Source organism: Burkholderia sp. GW821-FHT14F03, from assembly GCF_058803765.1.
The window spans coordinates 29,152-48,946 of the sequence record NZ_JBXAPG010000002.1 but is presented as its reverse complement, the minus strand read 5'-3'; the positions used below and the strand labels follow the sequence as shown (position 1 = coordinate 48,946).

At 70.5% G+C, this 19,795-nt stretch carries 12 protein-coding genes; 5 read left to right on the top strand and 7 right to left on the bottom strand.

The genetic code is table 11. From position 1 onward, the window contains the following. Nucleotides 1–45 precede the first annotated feature (45 nt). Genes acnD through prpB form a run of 3 tightly spaced genes read right to left on the bottom strand, consistent with a single transcriptional unit; the run spans nucleotide 46 to nucleotide 4,790 of the window. Nucleotides 46–2,643, bottom strand: a complete 2,598-nt coding sequence (gene acnD, locus AC1RQF_RS01730) for a Fe/S-dependent 2-methylisocitrate dehydratase AcnD (RefSeq protein ID WP_273997325.1) — start codon at nucleotides 2,641–2,643, stop codon at nucleotides 46–48. 59 nt (nucleotides 2,644–2,702) lie between these two features. Continuing rightward, nucleotides 2,703–3,863 (bottom strand): bifunctional 2-methylcitrate synthase/citrate synthase, encoded by a 1,161-nt coding sequence (prpC, locus tag AC1RQF_RS01725; RefSeq protein WP_273997323.1) that lies wholly within the window; start codon nucleotides 3,861–3,863, stop codon nucleotides 2,703–2,705. A 33-nt stretch (nucleotides 3,864–3,896) separates the two neighbouring features. Next, nucleotides 3,897–4,790, bottom strand: a complete 894-nt coding sequence (gene prpB / locus AC1RQF_RS01720) for a methylisocitrate lyase (RefSeq protein WP_273997322.1) — start codon at nucleotides 4,788–4,790, stop codon at nucleotides 3,897–3,899. Between the two features lie 193 nt (nucleotides 4,791–4,983). Here prpB and prpR point away from each other — a divergent pair, with 193 nt between their 5' ends. Together prpR and AC1RQF_RS01710 are read left to right on the top strand one after the other, a co-directional pair. Continuing rightward, nucleotides 4,984–6,975 (top strand): propionate catabolism operon regulatory protein PrpR, encoded by a 1,992-nt coding sequence (gene prpR / locus AC1RQF_RS01715; protein ID WP_273997321.1) that lies wholly within the window; start codon nucleotides 4,984–4,986, stop codon nucleotides 6,973–6,975. A gap of 390 nt (nucleotides 6,976–7,365) precedes the next feature. Then, nucleotides 7,366–8,265 carry a LysR family transcriptional regulator gene (locus tag AC1RQF_RS01710; RefSeq protein WP_273997320.1) on the top strand — a complete coding sequence of 300 codons (900 nt, stop codon included), beginning with the start codon at nucleotides 7,366–7,368 and terminating at the stop codon, nucleotides 8,263–8,265. Between the two features lie 21 nt (nucleotides 8,266–8,286). Here the strand turns inward: AC1RQF_RS01710 and AC1RQF_RS01705 are convergent, their stop codons facing one another. The 4 genes from AC1RQF_RS01705 to AC1RQF_RS01690 are packed head-to-tail and all read right to left on the bottom strand — an operon-like array spanning nucleotide 8,287 to nucleotide 16,758. Further along, complete coding sequence (locus AC1RQF_RS01705) at nucleotides 8,287–12,456, bottom strand: bifunctional nitrate reductase/sulfite reductase flavoprotein subunit alpha (RefSeq protein ID WP_492871159.1); 4,170 nt, start codon at nucleotides 12,454–12,456, stop codon at nucleotides 8,287–8,289. A gap of 28 nt (nucleotides 12,457–12,484) precedes the next feature. Next, nucleotides 12,485–12,826: a nitrite reductase small subunit NirD gene (gene nirD / locus AC1RQF_RS01700; RefSeq protein ID WP_273997318.1), complete on the bottom strand. Its 342-nt coding sequence runs from the start codon at nucleotides 12,824–12,826 to the stop codon at nucleotides 12,485–12,487. Between the two features lie 52 nt (nucleotides 12,827–12,878). Then, nucleotides 12,879–15,413 (bottom strand): nitrite reductase large subunit NirB, encoded by a 2,535-nt coding sequence (gene nirB, locus AC1RQF_RS01695; protein ID WP_492871158.1) that lies wholly within the window; start codon nucleotides 15,411–15,413, stop codon nucleotides 12,879–12,881. A gap of 19 nt (nucleotides 15,414–15,432) precedes the next feature. Beyond that, complete coding sequence (locus tag AC1RQF_RS01690; protein WP_273997316.1) at nucleotides 15,433–16,758, bottom strand: MFS transporter; 1,326 nt, start codon at nucleotides 16,756–16,758, stop codon at nucleotides 15,433–15,435. Between the two features lie 562 nt (nucleotides 16,759–17,320). Between AC1RQF_RS01690 and cobA the strand changes: the two genes are divergently transcribed. From cobA to AC1RQF_RS01675, 3 genes are read left to right on the top strand one after another with little or no spacing between them, the layout of a single operon-like run. Next, a complete protein-coding gene (cobA, locus tag AC1RQF_RS01685) occupies nucleotides 17,321–18,118 on the top strand; it encodes a uroporphyrinogen-III C-methyltransferase (protein WP_492871157.1) in 798 nt (265 codons plus the stop codon). Between the two features lie 46 nt (nucleotides 18,119–18,164). Beyond that, nucleotides 18,165–18,746 (top strand): ANTAR domain-containing response regulator, encoded by a 582-nt coding sequence (locus tag AC1RQF_RS01680; RefSeq protein ID WP_273997314.1) that lies wholly within the window; start codon nucleotides 18,165–18,167, stop codon nucleotides 18,744–18,746. Then, nucleotides 18,743–19,789: a CmpA/NrtA family ABC transporter substrate-binding protein gene (locus tag AC1RQF_RS01675; RefSeq protein WP_273997313.1), complete on the top strand. Its 1,047-nt coding sequence runs from the start codon at nucleotides 18,743–18,745 to the stop codon at nucleotides 19,787–19,789. Before AC1RQF_RS01680 ends, AC1RQF_RS01675 begins: the two co-directional genes overlap by 4 nt. Nucleotides 19,790–19,795: the final 6 nt, after the last annotated feature.

The window sequence follows — 19,795 nt, the reverse complement described above, 5'->3', positions numbered from 1 at the left end:
AGGGCGGCGCGTCACCGCGCCGCCCGCTGCCGACGGCCGCCGCCGTCAGGCCGCCTTCGAGGCGGCGAGGAAGTCCTGCGCGAAGCGTTGCAGCACGCCGCCCGCGTCATAGATCGACACCTCTTCCGCGGTATCGAGCCGGCACGTGGCCGGCACCTCGACCTGCTCGCCGTTCCGGCGCCGGATCACGAGCGTGAGGTCGGCGCGCGGCGTGCGCGCGCCGATCACGTCGTACACCTCGGTGCCGTCGAGGCCAAGCGTCGTGCGATTGACGCCGGGCTTGAACTCCAGCGGCAGCACGCCCATCCCGATCAGGTTCGTGCGGTGGATCCGCTCGAAGCCTTCCGCGACGATCACCTCGACGCCCGCGAGCCGCACGCCCTTCGCCGCCCAGTCGCGCGACGAACCCTGGCCGTAGTCCGCGCCCGCGACGATGATCAGCGGCTGCTTGCGCGCCATGTAGGTTTCGATCGCTTCCCACATGCGCATCACCGTGCCGTCCGGCTCGACGCGCGCGAGCGAGCCCTTGCGCGTCTCGCCGTCGACCGTCGCCATCTCGTTGACGAGCGTCGGGTTCGCGAAGGTCGCGCGCTGCGCGGTCAGGTGATCGCCGCGATGGGTCGCGTAGGAATTGAAGTCCTCTTCCGGCAGGCCCATCTTCGTGAGATATTCACCCGCCGCGCTGTTCGCGAGGATCGCGTTCGACGGCGACAGGTGGTCGGTCGTGATGTTGTCGCCGAGCACGGCGAGCGGACGCATGCCGCGCAGCGTGCGTTCGCCCGCGAGCGCGCCTTCCCAGTATGGCGGGCGGCGGATGTAGGTGCTCTGCGGCCGCCAGTCGTACAGCGGCGCGGCGCGCTCGCCCGCATCGGCCGCGCGCGCGAACATCGGTTCGTACACCTGCCTGAACTGCGCGGGCTTCACGCTCGTCGCGACGATCGCGTCGATCTCCTCGTCGCTCGGCCAGATGTCCTTCAGCGTGACCGGCCGGCCCTCGGGGTCGATGCCCAGCGCATCCTTCTCGATGTCGAAGCGGATCGTGCCCGCGATCGCATAGGCGACCACGAGCGGCGGCGAGGCGAGGAACGCCTGCTTCGCGTACGGATGGATCCGGCCGTCGAAGTTGCGGTTGCCCGACAGCACCGCGGTCGCGTACAGATCGCGCTCGACGATCTCCTGCTGGATCGCCGGGTCGAGCGCGCCCGACATGCCGTTGCAGGTCGTGCACGCGAACGCGACGATGCCGAAGCCGAGCCGCTCCAGCTCCGGCAGCAGGTTCGCTTCCTTCAGATACAGTTCGACCGCCTTCGAGCCCGGCGCGAGCGAGCTTTTCACCCACGGCTTGCGCGTGAGGCCGCGCGCGTTCGCGTTGCGCGCGAGCAGCGCCGCCGCGATGACGTTGCGCGGGTTGCTGGTGTTCGTGCAGCTCGTGATCGCCGCGATGATCACCGCGCCGTCCGGCATCCGGCCCGGCGTCTCTTCCCACGCGCCGGCGATGCCGCGCGCGGCGAGGTCCGCCGTCGGCAGCCGCTTGTGCGGGTTCGACGGGCCGGCCATGTTGCGCGCCACGCTCGACAGGTCGAAGCGCAGCGTGCGCTCGTACTGCGCGCCGGCGAGGCTGTCGGCCCACAGGCCCGCCTGCTTCGCGTAGGTCTCGACGAGCGCCACCTGCTCGTCGCTGCGGCCGGTCAGGCGCAGGTAGTCGATCGTCTGGCCGTCGATGAAGAACATCGCGGCCGTCGCGCCGTATTCGGGCGCCATGTTCGAGATCGTCGCGCGATCGCCGAGCGTGAGGCTCGCCGCGCCCTCGCCGCGAAACTCCAGGTACGCGCCGACCACCTTCTCCTTGCGCAGGAACTCGGTCAGCGCGAGCACGATGTCGGTCGCGGTGATGCCCGGCTGGCGACGGCCGCTCAGCTCGACGCCGACGATGTCGGGCAGCCGCATCCACGACGCGCGCCCGAGCATCACGTTCTCGGCCTCCAGCCCGCCCACGCCGATCGCGATCACGCCGAGCGCGTCGACGTGCGGCGTGTGGCTGTCGGTGCCGACGCAGGTGTCCGGATACGCGACGCCGTCGTCGCTCACCTGCACCACGGGCGACATCTTCTCCAGGTTGATCTGATGCATGATGCCGTTGCCGGGCGGGATCACGTCGACGTTGCGGAACGCCTTCCTGGTCCAGTCGATGAAGTGGAAGCGGTCTTCGTTGCGGCGATCCTCGATCGCGCGGTTCTTCGCGAACGCGTCGGGCTCGAAGCCGCCGCATTCGACCGCGAGCGAGTGGTCGACGATCAGCTGCACCGGCACGACCGGGTTCACCTGCGCCGGATCGCCGCCCTGGTCGGCGATCGCGTCGCGCAGCCCGGCGAGATCGACGAGCGCGGTCTGGCCGAGGATGTCGTGACACACGACGCGCGCGGGAAACCAGGGGAAATCCTGCTCGCGCTTGCGCTCGACGAGCTGGCGCAGCGCGTCGTCGAGCCGCGCGGGCTCGCAGCGGCGCACCAGGTTCTCGGCGAGCACGCGCGAGGTGTACGGCAGCGTGTCGTAGGCGCCCGGCGCGAGCGCGTCGACGGCCGCACGCGCATCGAAGTAGTCGAGGCGGGTGCCGGGCAGGGGTTTGCGGTAGGCGGTATTCATGGGGATGGGACTGGCTTGGTATGACGAACAAGGGGCGCCGCAGCGCCCCCGGTGTGTGCTCAGCGCTTCTCGATCGGCACGAACTTCAGGTCTTCGGGGCCCGTGTAGTTCGCGCTCGGGCGGATGATCTTGTTGTCGATCCGCTGCTCGATGATGTGCGCGCTCCAGCCGGAGGTGCGCGCGATCACGAACAGCGGCGTGAACATCGCGGTCGGCACGCCCATCATGTGATACGACACCGCGCTGAACCAGTCGAGGTTCGGGAACATCTTCTTCGCGTCCCACATCACCGTTTCGAGGCGCTCGGCGATGTTGAACAGCTTCATGTTGCCCGCTTCCTTCGACAGCTTGCGCGCGATCTCCTTGATCACCTTGTTGCGCGGATCGGAGATCGTGTATACCGGGTGGCCGAAGCCGATCACCACTTCCTTGTTCTCGACGCGCCGGCGGATGTCGGCTTCCGCCTCGTCCGGCGTGCGGTAGCGGCTCTGGATCTCGAAGGCGACTTCGTTCGCGCCGCCGTGCTTCGGCCCGCGCAGCGCGCCGATCGCGCCCGTGATCGCCGAATAGACGTCGGAACCGGTGCCCGCGATCACGCGGCCCGTGAAGGTCGACGCGTTGAACTCGTGCTCCGCGTACAGGTTCAGCGACGCGTGCATCGCCGCGACCCACGACTTCGACGGCTCCTTGCCGTGCAGCAGGTGCAGGAAGTGCCCGCCGATCGAATCGTCGTCGGTCTCGGTCTCGATCCGCTTGCCGTTGTGCGAGTAGTGATACCAGTACAGCAGCATCGAGCCCAGCGACGCCATCAGGCGATCGGCGATGTCGCGCGCGCCCGGCAGGTTGTGGTCGTCCTTCTCCGGCAGCACGGTGCCGAGCACCGACACGCCGGTGCGCATCACGTCCATCGGGTGAGCCGACGCCGGCACCCATTCGAGCGCGGCCTTGACGTTGGCCGGCAGGCCGCGCAGCGCGCGCAGGCGGGTCTTGTACGCGGCCAGTTCGCTGACGGTCGGCAGCGTCTCGTGCACGAGCAGGTGCGCGACCTCCTCGAATTCGCTGGTGCTCGCGATGTCGAGGATGTCATAGCCCCGGTAGTGCAGGTCGTTGCCGGTCCGGCCGACCGTGCACAGCGCGGTGTTGCCGGCCGTCACGCCCGACAGCGCCACCGATTTCTTCGGCTTGAAGCCCGTCGCCGCTGCTTCCTTCGTCTCGCTCATCCTTGCTCTCTCCTGGGTTTCGGTATGTCGGTATCAGTTGCGGCCTTCGCTGAAGAGGCTGTCGAGCTTCTCTTCATACGCGTAGTAGCCCAGATAGTCGTACAGTTCGGCGCGCGTCTGCATGGTCGGCACCGCGGCTTTCTGCGTGCCGTCGCGGCGCACCGTCTCGTAGAAATTGAGCGCGGCCTTGTTCATCGCACGATACGCGCCGCAGCAATACAGCGCGATGTCGACGTTCGCGGCGTGCAGCTCGTCCACCGTGAAGAACGGCGTCGAACCGAATTCGGTGAGGTTCGCGAGGATCGGCACCTTGACCGCTTCCTTCACGCGCCGGTAGTCGTCGAGCGACTTCATCGCCTCGGGGAAGATCATGTCCGCGCCGGCCTCGACGTACGCGACCGCGCGCTCGATCGCCGCGTCGAGCCCTTCGGCCGCCGCCGCGTCGGTGCGCGCCATGATCACGAACTGATCGTCGGTGCGCGCGTCGACGGCCGCCTTGATGCGGTCGACCATCTCGCCCGTCGGCACGCATTCCTTGCCCGGCCGGTGGCCGCAGCGCTTCTGGCCGACCTGGTCCTCCAGGTGCACGGCCGCGACGCCCGCCTTGATGAACGAGCGGACCGTGCGCGCGATGTTGAATGCGCCGCCCCAACCCGTGTCGATGTCGACGAGAAGCGGCAGTTGGGTGGCGTCGGTGATGCGGCCCGCGTCGATCAGCACGTCGTCCATCGTGCTGATGCCGAGATCGGGGATGCCCAGCGAATTCGCGGCCACGCCGCCGCCCGACAGATAGACCGCCTTGAAGCCGACCGCCTCGGCCATCTTGGCCGCGTACGCGGTGATCGCGCCGACCACCTGCAGCGGCTGCTCGGCCGCGACCGCCGCGCGGAACTTCGCACCGGCGCTGTGGAGTTGTGGATTGCCCATCGTTCGTCTCCTGAAGAATGGGGCTTATTCAGCAAGGAGCGGGCCAGCCGCTGCCCGCCCGGCTAACCCGCTGATTATTAACCCGATCCACCTTGATCGCACATTTCATTTCATTTCATTTTCGACATTCCAGATTCCAGTTCTGCAATTCGTGCGCGATAATGGCGACCTCCTCCCGTCCATCCGGCCGTCGATGAACCTGCCCACCGAGTCCCTTATCCGACCCCGCATCTGGGCGGTCGGCATCAGCCAGCTGCGCGCGCTGTTCCGCGACATCGCCGACGAATACGACGAGCGCGCGGAGCTGCGCATCGTCGCGCGCGGCTACGAGGAGGCGATCACCGCGCTCGCTACCGCGGGCCGCGACCGCCCCGACGCGATCGTCGCGGCCGGCTCGAACGGCACCTACCTGAAGACGCGCGTGCGGGTGCCGGTGGTGCTGGTCAATCCGACCGGGTTCGACGTGATGCACGCGCTCGCCCGCGCGCGCCGCGACGCGGGCCGGGTCGCGCTCGTCAGCTACGGCGAGACGCCGGCCGAGATCCGCAGCTTCATGGCCGCGTATGGCCTCGACATCACGTTCGCGTCCTACCAGACCGCGCAGGAGGCCGAGGCGCGGGTGCGCGAACTGCAGGCGCGCGGCGTCGAGACGATCGTCGGGCCGGGCCTCGTCACCGAGCTGGCCGCCGCCGCCGGGATGGGCGCCGTGTTCCTGTACTCGCACGCCTCGGTGCGCGCGGCCGTCGACACCGCCCTGGAAGTCGCGCACGCCACCCACGGCGAGGCATTGCGCCGCCAGCGGCTCGACAACCTGTTGCAGCACCTGCGCGACGGCGTGGTCGCGCTCGATGCACAGGGCCGCGTCGAGGCGATCAACGCGCGGCTCGCCGATGCGCTCGGGCTCGACGCGACGGCGGCGGTCGGCCGCGCGCTGCTCGATCTCACGCCCGAGCTGCGCACGCTGCGCGACGACGAGGGCGATACGCTCGCGACCGTGCGCGGCGTGCGCTACGTCGTGCATCGCGGCCCGCTCGCCGCGAGCGGCGGCGCGGCGGGCAGCGTGCTGACGTTCCAGGAATCGCGCGCGGTCGAGCGCCTCGACCGGACGTTGCGCTCGCAACAGCGCGCGCAGCAGTTCACCGCGCGCTACCGGCTCGACGACGTGATCGGCGCATCCGCGCCGATGGCGCGCGTGCGCGAGCTCGCGCGTCGCTATGCGAAATCCGATGCGACGGTGCTGATCCTCGGCGAGAGCGGCACGGGCAAGGAAATGATCGCGCAGAGCCTGCATGCGTTGAGCGTGCGGCGCAAGTTCCCGTTCGTCGCGGTGAACTGCGGCGCGTTTCCCGAGGCGCTGCTCGAAAGCGAGCTGTTCGGCTACGAGGAAGGCGCGTTCACCGGCGCGCGGCGCGGCGGCAAAGCGGGCCTGTTCGAGGCCGCGCATCGCGGCACCCTGTTCCTCGATGAAATCGCCGAGATGCCGCCGTCGCTGCAAAGCCGCCTGCTGCGCGTGCTGCAGGAGCGCGAGGTGGTGCGGCTCGGATCGACCGAGCCGATCCGCATCGACGTGCGCGTGGTCGCCGCCACCCATTGCCCGCTGCGCGCGGCCGTCGAGGCCGGCACGTTCCGCGCCGACCTGTACTACCGGCTCAACATCCTGAACATCGGCCTGCCGCCGCTGCGCGAGCGCCCCACCGACATCCCCGCGCTCGCGGCCGATCTGCTCGCGCGCGCCGCGAAGCGCGAGGCGCGGCTCGCGGAGCACGTGCGCGACGCGCACGACGCGGCGCGCCTGCTCGCCGACACGCATGCGACCTTGATGCGCTATGGCTGGCCCGGCAATGTGCGCGAACTGCAGAACGTGATCGAGCGGATCGCCGTGGAGCTGGCCGACGCGCCCGAATCAGGCGCGCCCGTCGCCGCGCTGAACCCGGCCGCGCTGCGCGCGATCGCGCCCGAGGTGTTCGACGCCCCGCCTACCGAGCCTGGCGGCCCGGCATCGCCGGCGACGCTGCGGCAACGCCGCCGCCACGTCGAGGCGGCCGAAATCCGCGCCGTGCTCGACGCCTGCGACGGCGACCGCGAGCGCGCCTGTGCGCAACTCGGCATCAGCAAGACGACGTTATGGCGCAAACTCGCGGCATCCGATACCGTATCGGACACGCACGGCGATAAACCGCGCTGACGCGCGCGATACCGCAACCACGACGAAGCCGTCGCGCACGCGATTCAAGCGACACTGCCCGCGCAAACGCGCGGGCAGTGTCGTTAGCATGTCACGCGCCCATGCTTGCGGCATGCGCGTCTGCCGCGCAGCCTTGCCCCACGCCCCCCACCGCTCCCGCCCCGACGCCCGCGCCCCATTCCGGTGCGACGCGCGCGCCCTGTCGCGCACACTTAATCATTCAGAATTTCTACATAAATTAGCGGCCCTTTAAAACCACATAGAATTAAAAATATTTAAAGATAATTATTCCGACTCGCAAAAGATATTATTTCCCAACCTCGCGTGGAAATAACATGCATACAACTGATACATTTTAGAACACCTAAATCATTTAATTTAAAAAAGAAAATGGACGAACTGTTATCGATCCGCCTCTTCATCAAGGTTGCCGACCTGCAAAGCTTCGCCCGGGCCGCGGCGGACCTGAACGTCTCGAATCCGACCGCCACGCGACTCATCATGAGCCTGGAGAACCGGCTCGGCACCCGTCTGCTGAACCGCACCACGCGCAGCCTGTCGCTGACGGAATCGGGACAGCTTTATCTGAAGCAGATGCGCGGGGTGATCGAGGACATCGATAACGCAGAGGCCGTGCTGGCCTCGCTCAACCACGAACCGATCGGTTCATTGAGGATCGTCGCGCCCGTCATGTTCGGCATGCACCTGCTCGCGCCGGTGATCGGTTCGTTCAAGCACCTGCATCCCAAGGTGATCCCGGAAATCACCATCGTCGACCGGCACGTCGACCTGGTCTCGGAAGGCTTCGACGTCGGACTGATGCTCACGCAACGAATCAGCGGCGCGAACACCATCAAGCGCATGCTGACCCGGCTCGACATGGTCGCGTGCTCCACCCCCGCCTACCTGGAGAAGCACGGCTGCCCGCGCCATCCGAGCGAGCTGGAACTCCATTCGTGCCTGTTGTTCCAGTCGGACTACGTGGGCGACGTGCTGTCGTTCGACGACGACGAGGCGAGCATCACCGTGCATCCGCAGAAAAGCGCCTCGTCGAACAATCTCGGGCTGATCCGCCAGCTCGCGCTGAACGACATGGGCATCGCGATCCTGCCGGACTTCCTGATCCAGGACGACCTGCGCGCCGGCCAGCTGATCCCGGTGCTCGAAAGCTTCAGCATCCCGGAGCTGGAGATGAACATCGCCTACCCGAGCCGGCGGCATTTCCCGCGCAAGACGCGGCTCTTCATCGACCACGTGATCGAACACTTCAGACGCCACGACCCTGGCTGACCCCGAACGGTATCGCGCCGGTCAGTACACGTCGCGCAGGTAGCGGCGCGACCGCGCAAGTCCGTCGACGTAGGCGTGCGCGGCCTCGTCGGCCAGGCCGCCGTGCACCGCGACCACTTCGCGCAGGGTCGCATCGACATCCTTCGCCATGCGCGCCGCATCGCCGCACACGTAGACATGTGCCCCCTCCTCCAGCCAGGCCCACAACGCCGCGCCCTGCTCGCGCATGCGGTCCTGCACGTAGACCTTGTCGCGCCGGTCGCGCGAGAACGCGAGGTCGAGACGGGTCAGGAAGCCGTCGTCGCGCATCGCGGTCAGCTCGTCGCGATAGTAGAAATCCGTCGCCTCGTGCCGCTCGCCGAAGAACAGCCAGTTGCGCCCGCTCGCGCCGCGCGCGCGACGCTCGTGCAGGAAGGCGCGGAACGGCGCGACGCCCGTGCCCGGGCCGATCATCACGACCGGCGCATCGCCGCGCGCGGGCAGGCGGAAATGCGCGGATTTCTGCACGAACACCGGAACCGTCGCTGCATCGGCGCGATCCGCGAGAAAGGTCGAGGCGACGCCCTTGCGATCGCGCTCGCCGTTGCGGTAGCGCAGCGCCGAGACGGTCAGGTGCACCTCGCCCGCGTGCGCGGCCGGGCTCGACGCGATCGAATACAGGCGCGGCTGCATGCGCTTGAGCATGCCGATCAGTTCGTCCGCGGCCAGCGCCGTCGGAAACGCGTGGAGCACGTCGGCGAACTGCCGGCCCCACAGCCAGCGCTTCAGGTCGGCCTTGTGCGCGTCCGACAGCAAGGCGTCCAGCGCCGCATGGCCGCCGCGCGCCGCGAGCGACGCCAGGCCGTCGGGATGCGGCCGCGTGATGTCGTAGTGGCATGCCAGCGCATCGGCCACGCGCAGCGCGCCGACGCCCGGCACCTCCACCGGCGCGTCCGCGCGCACGCCCGCGAGCGCCAGCAGTTCGTCGACCAGCGCCGGGCAATTGCTCGGCCAGACGCCGAGCGCATCGCCCGCTTCGTAATCGAGGCCGGTTTCAGCGGTCGCCAGCGCGAGGAAGCGCGTGTCCTTCGCCGCGCCTGACACACCTGACACGCCGGTCGCGCCCGCCGCGTTCAGCCGCCGGTTCGCGACGAGACGCGCGGCGGCCGGCCGCGCCTTGGTCGGCGGCGCGGCGGCGGCCGACGTCGCGCGCGCGTCGCCGCCCGACGCCTTGATCCGCGCGATCACCGCGTCGAGCCATGCGTCGGCCGCGGGCTGGTAGTCGGCGTCGCAATCGACGCGCGCGCACAGCGGCGTCGCGCCGAGCGCGGCAAGCCGCGCATCGAGCGCGCGGCCGTGGCCGCAGAACTGCTCGTAGTTGCGGTCGCCGAAAGCGAGCACCGCGTAGCGCAGGCCGTCGAGCCGCGCCGCCGCGTCGGCCCGCAGCGCGCGCCAGAACGGCTGGCCGTTGTCGGGCGGATCGCCGTCGCCGAACGTGCTCGTCATCAGCAGCGCGTATTGCGCGCCCGCCAGCGTCGCTGGCGCGCAGTCCGCCATGCAGGCGGTGCGAATCTCGAAGCCGGATTCCATCAGGCGGGTCGCGTAGCGTTCCGTCAGCGATTCGACGTTGCCGGTCTGCGACGCCCACAGCAGCACCACCTTCGGGCGCGTCCGCAAGGTCCGGGCGCCGTCGCCGGCCCGGCTCGCGGCGTCCGGCGCGCGCGCATCGGCCGCGCCGCCCGCCGGCGCGCGGCTGAACAGGCCGGCCAGCAGCCCGTCGATCCACAAACGCCGGTCGGCCGACAGCGGCGCGCTCGCCGGCAACACCGGCACGCCCGCCGCGCGCCGCCCCTCGGCCGTGCGCAGGCCGCTGACGAAACCCGCCACATAACGCCGTTCGTCGTCGTCGAGCGGCGGTGCGCTCAGCGCGTCGCGCACGCCGAGCAGCGTCGCGAAGGTATCGAGCGCGGCCAGCGCCGGATCGGCGTCGGCATGCGCCTGCTCCGCCGTCGCGGACGCCTCCGGTGCGCCGACGTCCGCCTCGTCGCCTTCCGGCGCGCGCGCGACCCGCGCCAGCGCGACCGCGCAACACTTCAGCTCCGGCTGCAGCGACACCGCATCGACCGCGTCGCTCGTCACCGCGTTGATGCACAGCGCGTCGCCGAACACGTCGTTCCAGTGCATCGGCGCGAAGCAGCTGCCCGCCTGCACCCGCTCGCTCACGATCGCGGGCAGCACCGCGCGGCCGCGCCGCGAACGGATCTCGACGCTGTCGCGCGCCTGGATGCCGAGCGTGGCCGCATCGTCCGGATGGATCTCGACGAACGGTTCGGGATTCAATTTGTTGAGCATCGGGATCTTCCCGGTCTTGGTCATCGTGTGCCACTGATGCTGCACGCGCCCCGTGTTCAGCACGAACGGAAACGCGGCGTCCGGCCGTTCCGCGGGCTCGACGTGCGGCCGCGCGAAGAAACGCGCGCGGCCGTCCGGAGTCGGAAACGCGAGTCTCGGACGCTGTCCGTCGGCGTCGATCCGCAGCGTCTGGCTCACGCCGTCGTTCAGGTAGCGCAGCGGATGGCGGTCGCGCGCGTCGTCGGGCGGACACGGCCATTGCAATGGTCCGTCGCGCAGCCGCGCATGGCTCGCGCCGCGCAGGTCGTAGCCCGTCGCGGGATTCGACAAGCGCGTGATCTCCTCGAACACCGCTTCGGCCGACGCGTAGTCGAACGCGTCCGCGAAGCCCATCGCGGACGCGATGCGCGCGATGATCAGCCAGTCCGGCAGCGCCTCGCCCGGCGGCGCGATCGCCTGCCGCGTCAGCGTCAGGTTGCGCTCCGAGTTGATCATCACGCCATCCGCCTCGGCCCACAGCGCGCCGGGCAGCAGGATGTCCGCGTAGCGGTTGGTCTCGGTGTCGAGGAACGCATCCTGCGCGACCACCAGCTCGGCGGCCTGGAGCCCCGCGATCACGCTGCGCCGGTTCGGCACGGTCGCGACCGGGTTCGTGCAGATGATCCAGCACGCCTTGATCGCGCCCGCCGCCATGCGCGCGAACAACTCGACCGCGCCCGGCCCCGGCTCGGCGCGCAACGTGTCCTCGGGCAGGCCCCATGCGTCCTCGATGAAGCGGCGGTCCGCCGCATCCTGCACCGAGCGCTGGCCCGGCAGGCCGCCGCCGAGATAACCCATCTCGCGCCCGCCCATCGCGTTGGGCTGCCCGGTCAGCGAAAACGGGCCGCTGCCCGGACGGCAGATGCGGCCGGTCGCGAGATGCAGGTTGCAGATCGCATTGCTGGTCCAGGTGCCGTGCGTGCTCTGGTTCACGCCCATGGTCCAGCAGCTCATCCATTCGGGCGCCGCCGCGAGCCATGCGGCCGCGCGCCGCAGGTCCGCCTCCGCGATCCCGGTCAGCGCCGCGACCCGCTCCGGCGGGTAGTCGTCGAGGAACGCCGGCATCGCGTCCCAGCCTTGCGTGAAGGCCCCGATGAAGGCCGCGTCGGTCGCGCCGTCCCGGTGCAGCAGGTGCAGCAGCCCGTTGAGCAGCGCGAGATCGCTGCCGGGCCGCAGCGGCAGGAAGAGGTCCGCGTGCTCGGCGGTCGCGGTGCGGCGCGGATCGACCACGATCAGCTTCGCGCCCGCCTTCACGCGCGCCATCATGCGCAGGTACAGGATCGGATGGCAGTCCGCCATGTTCGAGCCGATCACGAGGAACAGATCGGCGCGCTCGAAATCCTCGTACGAGCCGGGCGGCCCGTCCGCGCCGAGCGACAGCTTGTAGCCGCTGCTCGCGCTCGCCATGCACAGGCGCGAGTTCGACTCGATCTGGTTGGTGCGCACATAGCCCTTCGCGAGCTTGTTGACGAGGTACTGCGCCTCGATCGACATCTGCCCCGACACGTAGAACGCGAGCGCGTCGGGGCCGTGCTCGTCGAGGATCGCGCGCAGCCGCCGCCCGGTGTCGGCGAGCGCGCGATCGAGCGGCAGCGGCGCGGGGTCCCGGTCGCGCGCCGCGCGCGCGAACGCGCGTTCGAGCCGCCCCGAGCGGCGCAGCGCGAGATGCGCGGACAGGCCCTTGGTGCACAGCCGGCCGGCGTTGGCCGGGTGCGCGGCATCGCCGGACACCTTGACCACTTCGCCGTCCTCGACCTGCAGCACCATCCCGCAGCCCACGCCGCAATATGGGCACGCGGTCTTCACGCTGTGGCGCGTCATCGCCGTTCCCGGTCCGGTGCGTCGCCGGTCACGACGCGATCCACACGACGCCGTCCGCGACCCGCGACGGATACGCGCGCACCGATTGCTCCGGCGTCTCCAGGCACTCGCCCGTGGCGAGATCGAAATGCTGCTTGTAGAGCGGCGACGCGACCACCACGCGCGCGCCGACGCTGCCGATCAAGCCGCGCGACAGCACCGCCGCATGCGAGGCGGGATCGAGGTTGTCGATCGCGTACACGCGGTCCGCGCCGATCCGGAACACCGCCACCTGCTCGCCGTTGACGAGCGCGCACACGCCGGTGTCGGGCACGATCTCGTCGAGCGGGCACACTTCGATCCACGTGGGGGAAATACGGTCGTCGTTCATGAGAGGCTCCTTGTCTGGTCGAAATCGAAATGAGGCGAGATCGAGCCGGCCCTCAGGCGGTCTCGTCGACGGCGAGTTCGCGCGGCGCCTCGCGCTCGTCCGGCGCCGCCGGCCGGATCTGGCCGCGCTCCGGCACGAACGCGATGGTCGGATCGGCCGCGTCGCTGTTGACGAAGTGGCGGAAGCGCCGACGCACCGCCGGATCGGACACCGCGCGCTGCCACTCGCACGCATAGGTGTCGACCACGCGCCCCATCTCCGCTTCCAGCTCGGCCGCGATGCCGAGGCTGTCGCGCACCACCACGCCCTTCAGGTAGTCGAGCCCGCCTTCGAGGTTGTCGCGCCAGACGCTCGTGCGTTGCAGCCGGTCGGCGGTGCGCACGTAGAACATCAGGAAGCGGTCGATGTAGCGCACCAGCGTGTCGCGGTCGAGATCCGTGGCCAGCAGTTCCGCATGGCGCGGCTTCATGCCGCCGTTGCCGCACACGTACAGGTTCCAGCCGCGCTCGGTCGCGATCACGCCGACGTCCTTGCCCTGCGCCTCGGCGCACTCGCGCGTGCAGCCCGACACGCCGAACTTGAGCTTGTGCGGCGCGCGCAGCCCCTTGTAGCGGTTCTCCAGCGCGATCGCGAGCCCGACCGCATCGCCCACGCCGTAGCGGCACCAGGTCGAGCCGACGCACGACTTCACGGTCCGCAGCGCCTTGCCGTACGCGTGCCCCGATTCGAAGCCAGCCGAGATCAGTTCCTCCCAGATCGGCGGCAGTTGCTCGACGCGCGCGCCGAACAGGTCGATGCGCTGGCCGCCCGTGATCTTCGTATAGAGCCCGTAGCGCTTCGCGATGCGGCCGACCGCGATCAGGCCGTCCGGCGTGACCTCGCCGCCCGGCATGCGCGGCACGACCGAATAGCTGCCGTCGCGCTGCAGATTCGCGAGGTAGTAGTCGTTCGAGTCCTGCAGGCCCGCATGCTCCTCCTTCAGCACGAACTCGTTCCAGCACGACGCGAGAATGCCCGCGACTGCCGGCTTGCAGATCTCGCAGCCGAGACCCTGGCCGTGCTTGCCGAGCAGCGCGCCGAAGGTGCGGATGCCCTCGACGCGCACGAGGTGGTACAGCGCCTGGCGCGAATACGGAAAGTGCTCGCACAGGTGACGATCGACGGTGAGCCCCTGCTGTTCCAGCGTCGCGTTCATCACCTGCGTGACGAGCGGCACGCAGCCGCCGCATGACGCGCCCGCGCCCGTGCAGCGCTTGAGCGCGCCGATGCTGGTCGCGCCCTCGCCGACCGCCGCGCGGATCTGCGCGGCCGTCACGCTGTTGCACGAGCAGATCTGCGCGGCGTCGGGCAGCGCGCCCGCGCCGATCGCGAGCGGCGCCGCGCCGTCGTGCGCGGGCAGAATCAGCGCTTCCGGCGCGTCGGGCAGCGGCATCCCGTTCAGCATCATCTGCTGCAGCGTGCCGTAGTCGGCGGCGTCGCCGACCAGCATCGCGCCGAGCAGGCGGCTGCCGCATGCCGACACCACGAGCTTCTTGTAGACCTGCGCGCGCTCGTCGCCATAACGGTAGGCGCGGCTGCCCGGCGTGCGGCCCTGCGCGTCGCCGATGCTCGCGACGTCGACGCCGAGCAGCTTCAGCTTCGTGCTCAGATCCGCGCCGGCGAACGCGGCTGCTTCGCCGCGCAACTGCTTCGCGGCCACGCGCGCCATCTCGTAGCCGGGCGCGACGAGCCCGAACACCTGGTCCTGCCACGCCGCGCATTCGCCGATCGCGTGGATCGCCTCGTCGCTCGTGCGGCAGCGCCCGTCGATCGCGACGCCGCCGCGCCCGCCGAGCGCGAGCCCGCACGCACGCGCCAGCTCGTCGCGCGGCCGGATCCCGGCCGAGAACACGATCAGGTCGACGTCGAGATGGGTATCGTCCGCGAAAGCCATGCGATGCGCGGCGGTCTCGCCGTCGATGATCGCGCGCGTGTCGCGGCCCGTGTGCACGTGCACGCCGAGCGCCTCGATGCGCCCGCGCAGCATGCGCGCGCCTTCGTCGTCGAGCTGCGCGGCCATCAGGCGCGGCGCGAATTCCACCACGTGCGTGTCGAGCCCGAGATCGCGCAACGCCTTCGCGCATTCGAGCCCGAGCAGCCCGCCGCCCACCACCGCGCCGCTGCGCGCATGCGCCGCGTACGCGCGCAAGGCGTCGAGATCGTCGAGGGTGCGATAGACGAAGCAGCCCGGGCGATCATGGCCCGGCACCGGCGGCACGAACGGCGCGGAGCCGGTCGCGAGCACCAGCTGATCGTATTCCAGCGTCGCGCCGTCCGACAGCGCGACCGTGCGCGCGGCGCGATCGATCGCGCAGGCGCGCGTGTCGAGCAGCAGCCGCATGTCGTCGCGCGCGAAGAAGCCGGGGGCGACGAGCGACAACGTCTCCGCGCCGCGTCCCGCGAAAAACTCGGACAGGTGGACGCGGTCGTAGGCGGGACGCGATTCCTCGCCGACGATGGTGATCTGCTGCGCGTCGACCGGCGACGCCGCGAGACATTCGAGCAGCTTGTGGCCGACCATCCCGTGGCCGATGACAACGATCTTCATGGTGCCTCTCCTCAATGGGTTATCGGGAGCCGGCGCCGACGGCCAACGCGTGCGCATGCAGTTCGGCCTCGCGCGCCCGGTGCTCGGCGCTGAAGCGCACCACGAGCGCGCACAGCGCCGTGACGCTCACGCAGATGCCGAGCAGCGTGAGCGTCTGCTGCACGTCGCCGAGGCCCTTGAGCAGGAACCCGGCGGCGACCGCGCCCGCGTTGCCGCCCGCGCCGACGATGCCTGCCACCCCGCCGAGCGCGCGCCGGTCGACGAACGGCACGAGCGCATAGGTCGCGCCGCAGGCCATGTGCGTGAACAGGCCGAACACGAGCATCGCGGCGAGCGCTTGCGCGACGCCGCCCGCGTGCGCGAAGGCGAGCAGGCCGAGCCCTTCGCCGACGATCAGCACGGCGAGCAGCGGCGCGCGCACCTCGAGGCCGAAGCGCGCGGCCGTGCGATCCGACAGCCAGCCGCCGAACGCGCGCGCGAACAGCGCGAGCAGGCCGAACATTCCGGCCGCGAGCCCGGCGTCGCGCAGCGACAGGTGGAAGTGGTTGACATAGTAGAGGGCCGCGATGTTGTGCATGAACACCTCGACGCCGAAACACGCACCGTATGTGACGCACAGCATCCAGACGCGATAATTCCGGCAGGCGGACGTGAAGCTCGCCCAGCCACCTTTCTTGCCGCTGTCGATCGCGACGCCCTGCGCGCGCAGCGTCGCGAAGTCGCCCTGCGGGCCGTCCTGCGCATGGCGCCAGTAGAGCCACGCCATGCCGAGCATCGCGAGGCCCGGCACGATCAGCGCCGAGCGCCAGGCGAACGACGCGCCGAAGCCCGGCAGCAGCGCGGCCGCGAACAGCAGCGGCACCAGCGCCTGCGCCGCGCCCGCGCCGGCATTGCCCCAGCCCGCGGTGGTCGCGTTCGCGGTGCCGACGACGTTCGGCGCGAACATCACCGAGGTGTGGTACTGCGTGATCACGAAGCTCGCGCCGACCGCGCCGATGCCGAGCCGGCACAGCAGGAAGCTCGTGTAGTCGTGGCTGAACGCGACCGCGATCACCGGCAGCGCGCCGATCGCCAGCAGGCCGGTGTACACGCGGCGCGGCCCGTAGCGATCGCAGAGCGGACCGACGAGCAGCCGCACGGCGATGGTCGCCGCGACCGCCGCGATGTTGATGTTGGCGATCTGGTCCGGGGTCAGCGCGAACTCGCGCGCGATCACCGGCATCAGCGGCGCGCACGCGAACCACGCGAAGAAGCAGATGAAGAAAGCCAGCCAGGTCAGATGAAACGCGCGCATCGGGACGCTGCGCAGGCTGAACAGATCGATGCGGGTTGCCTTGTCGAGCATGTCGTTTCCACCAAACAAAAACGGCGTCCTGCGAACCCGGTCGGATGACCAGGTGCGAAGGACGCCGTTGCCCAGGAAAAGCCCGTTGCCGGGCCGATCGAAATTCCGGATACCGGACGAATCGACGTTGACTCGTCCGTTCGCTGCAACGCAAGGTATATGCCAGATTGCGCGCATCGGCTCGTCGACCTTGACCGGCGGGCCCGGGCCGCCGGCGGCGCGCCGCCTGGGCGCACGGCCGCGCGATACGCGATGACGCAGCGGCGCACAGCGCTGGTGCGTCGCAGCACCGCGCGCGTGCGGCGAGATCGGCGCGCGGTCGGCGATCCACGTCGCGGCGCGGCCAGGCGCGCCGTCGGGCCGTGATGGCCCGGATATTGCTGAACCTCGCATGTCATCGGCAACGACGTCGGTGCGGAGTACAGACGGTTCGCCCGGGCAGCCCCCGGGTCACAGGACAACGGCGTCCCCTCGCGCCCCGGCGCGGCGGATGCCGTTTTTCGTCGGCGCAGCGGCGCGCCGCGTCACGCGCCGCCTGCCTGCGGCACTGGAGCATCGAATCATGACGACCGGTCAAGTCACCCTGCTGGGCGCGGGCCCCGGCCACCCCGACCTGCTGACGCTGCAAGCGGCGCGCGCGCTCGCGAGCGCCGACGTGGTGCTGCTCGACGATCTCGTCGATCCCGCCGTGGCGGCGCTCGCGCCGCGCGCGCGCGTGATCCGCGTCGGCAAGCGCGGCGGCTGCCGCTCCACGCCGCAGGCCTTCATCGAACGGCTGATGCGCCGCTACGCGCGGCAAGGCGCGCACGTGGTGCGCGTGAAAGGCGGCGATCCGCTGCTGTTCGGCCGGGCGGGCGAGGAACTGGCCGCGCTGCGCGCCGCGCGGATCCCGGTCGCGATCGTCAACGGCATCTCGTCGGGCTTCGCGGCGGCGGCGGCGCTCGGCGTCTCGCTCACGCATCGCGACCATTGCGCGGGCGTGACCTTCGTGACCGCGCACCGGCACGACGACGGCGAGCCCGACTGGGCGCGGCTCGCCGCGAGCGGCACGACGCTCGCGATCTACATGGGCATGAGCCGCCTCGCGCGGATTCGCGATGCGCTGCTCGACGTGCTGCCCGCGGCCACGCCGGCGGCGGTCGCGCATGGCGTCGGCCAGCCCGGCGAACAATGCTGGCGCGGCGCGCTCGCGCAGCTCGCCGATGCGGCCGCGCTCGGCAGTCCGGCGGTGATCCTGGTCGGCGCGGCGCTCGCCGCGTGCGCGCGGGAAGCGGATGCGCAGGTCCGGCACGCGCCCGGCGCGCACGTCGAGCCCGCCTGCGCGACCAGCGACGCCGGCCGCGTGCCGTGCGCGGCATGACGCGCGCGGCGCACGTCGTGACCGGCCGGTCGTGGCGGATGTCGCCATGCTGAGCGTGCTGCTCGTCGCCGACACCGACAAGCCGATCGGCGACCTGCGCGACGCGCTCGCGCGGCTCGGCTATGCGATGCTGCCCGAGGTCGCGACGCCCGCGCGGCTCGCCGTCGCGATCGAGGAGGATCGTCCCGACGTCGTGATCATCGATACCGAGTCGCCGTCGCGCGACACGCTCGAACAGCTCGCCGTGATGCATGCGCGCGCGCCGCGCCCGGTGCTGCTGTTCAGCCACGACGCCGACCAGCAGCTGATCCGCTCGGCGGTGGGCGCGGGGGTCAGCGCGTATCTCGTGGAGGGCCTGTCCGCCGCGCGGCTCGCGCCGATCCTCGACGTCGCGCTCGCGCGCTTCTCGCACGACGCGCACCTGCGACAACGGCTCGCGGAAGTCGAGCGCGAGCTGGCCGATCGCAAGCTGATCGATCGCGCGAAGCGCGCGCTGATGGACCGCCGCCGGCTGTCCGAACAGGAGGCCTATGCGTGCCTGCGCCGCAGCGCGATGGACCAGGGCATCCGCATCGTCGACGCGGCCCGCCGGCTGCTCGACACTCACGACTCCCGCACACGACCATGACACGCCCGACTTTCGCGCCGCCCGAACGACCCCATCTCCGCGTCGGCTTCGTCGCGCTGAGCGACGCCGCGCCGCTCGTCGCCGCCGAGCAGCTCGCGCTCGGCGCGCGCCACGGCCTCACGCTCGAACTGTGCCGACAGCCGTCGTGGGCGGCCGTGCGCGACAAGCTGCTGTCCGGTGAACTCGACGCCGCGCACGCGCTGTACGGGCTCATCTACGGCGTGCAGTTGGGGCTCGGCGGACCGCGCGCCGAAATGGCCGCGCTGATGGTGCTGAACCGCAACGGGCAGGCGATCACGCTGTCGAACCGGCTCGCCGCGGCCTATCGCGCGAGCGGCAGCCTGCCGGCCGCGCTCGCGTCGCTGCGACGCAAGCCGGTGTTCGCGCAGACCTTCCCGACCGGCACCCATGCGATGTGGCTGTATCACTGGCTCGCCGATCACGGCGTGCGGCCGCTGGAGGAGATCCGCAGCATCGTGATTCCGCCGCCGGGCATGGCCGCCGCGCTCGCGGACGGCGAGATCGACGGCTTCTGCGTGGGCGAGCCGTGGAACGCGGTGGCCGAGGCGCACGGCGCGGGCCGCACCGTCGCGGCGACGAGCGAAGTATGGCCCGATCATCCCGAGAAGGCGCTCGCGTGCCGGCGCGAATTTGTCGCGCTGTATCCGAACACGGCGCGCGCATTGATCCGCACCGTGCTCGATGCATGCCGCTGGCTCGACGACGATGCGCACCGGCGCGAGGCGGCGGACTGGCTCGCGGAGCCGGGCGTGATCGGCGTGCCGCGCGAGCACATCGCCCCGCGCCTGCTCGGCGACTGGGGGCCGGGGCCGTATGCGCGGCCGCCCCGGCCGCTGATGTTCTTCGACGGCGGCGCGGTCAATCCGCCGCGCGCGGCGGACGGGCGCTGGTTCCTCGCGCAGTATCGGCGCTGGGGGATGCTGGCGGGCGGGGGCGATGACGCCGCGATCGCGGCGGGGGTCGCGCAGACCGCGTTGTATCACGAGGCGGCCGCGCAAGCGGGAGTGAGGGTCGAGGCATGAGCGGGG

Bases quoted from the DNA above. Each gene is read 5' to 3' on its own strand.
- AC1RQF_RS01690 (WP_273997316.1), bottom strand. From the start codon at position 16,758: ATGCTCGACAAGGCAACCCGCATCGATCTGTTCAGCCTGCGCAGCGTC.
- nirD (WP_273997318.1), bottom strand. From the start codon at position 12,826: ATGAACGACGACCGTATTTCCCCCACGTGGATCGAAGTGTGCCCGCTC.
- prpB (WP_273997322.1), bottom strand. From the start codon at position 4,790: ATGGGCAATCCACAACTCCACAGCGCCGGTGCGAAGTTCCGCGCGGCG.
- prpC (WP_273997323.1), bottom strand. From the start codon at position 3,863: ATGAGCGAGACGAAGGAAGCAGCGGCGACGGGCTTCAAGCCGAAGAAA.
- AC1RQF_RS01705 (WP_492871159.1), bottom strand. From the start codon at position 12,456: ATGACGCGCCACAGCGTGAAGACCGCGTGCCCATATTGCGGCGTGGGC.
- cobA (WP_492871157.1), top strand. From the start codon at position 17,321: ATGACGACCGGTCAAGTCACCCTGCTGGGCGCGGGCCCCGGCCACCCC.
- nirB (WP_492871158.1), bottom strand. From the start codon at position 15,413: ATGAAGATCGTTGTCATCGGCCACGGGATGGTCGGCCACAAGCTGCTC.
- AC1RQF_RS01680 (WP_273997314.1), top strand. From the start codon at position 18,165: ATGCTGAGCGTGCTGCTCGTCGCCGACACCGACAAGCCGATCGGCGAC.
- acnD (WP_273997325.1), bottom strand. From the start codon at position 2,643: ATGAATACCGCCTACCGCAAACCCCTGCCCGGCACCCGCCTCGACTAC.
- prpR (WP_273997321.1), top strand. From the start codon at position 4,984: ATGAACCTGCCCACCGAGTCCCTTATCCGACCCCGCATCTGGGCGGTC.
- AC1RQF_RS01675 (WP_273997313.1), top strand. From the start codon at position 18,743: ATGACACGCCCGACTTTCGCGCCGCCCGAACGACCCCATCTCCGCGTC.
- AC1RQF_RS01710 (WP_273997320.1), top strand. From the start codon at position 7,366: ATGGACGAACTGTTATCGATCCGCCTCTTCATCAAGGTTGCCGACCTG.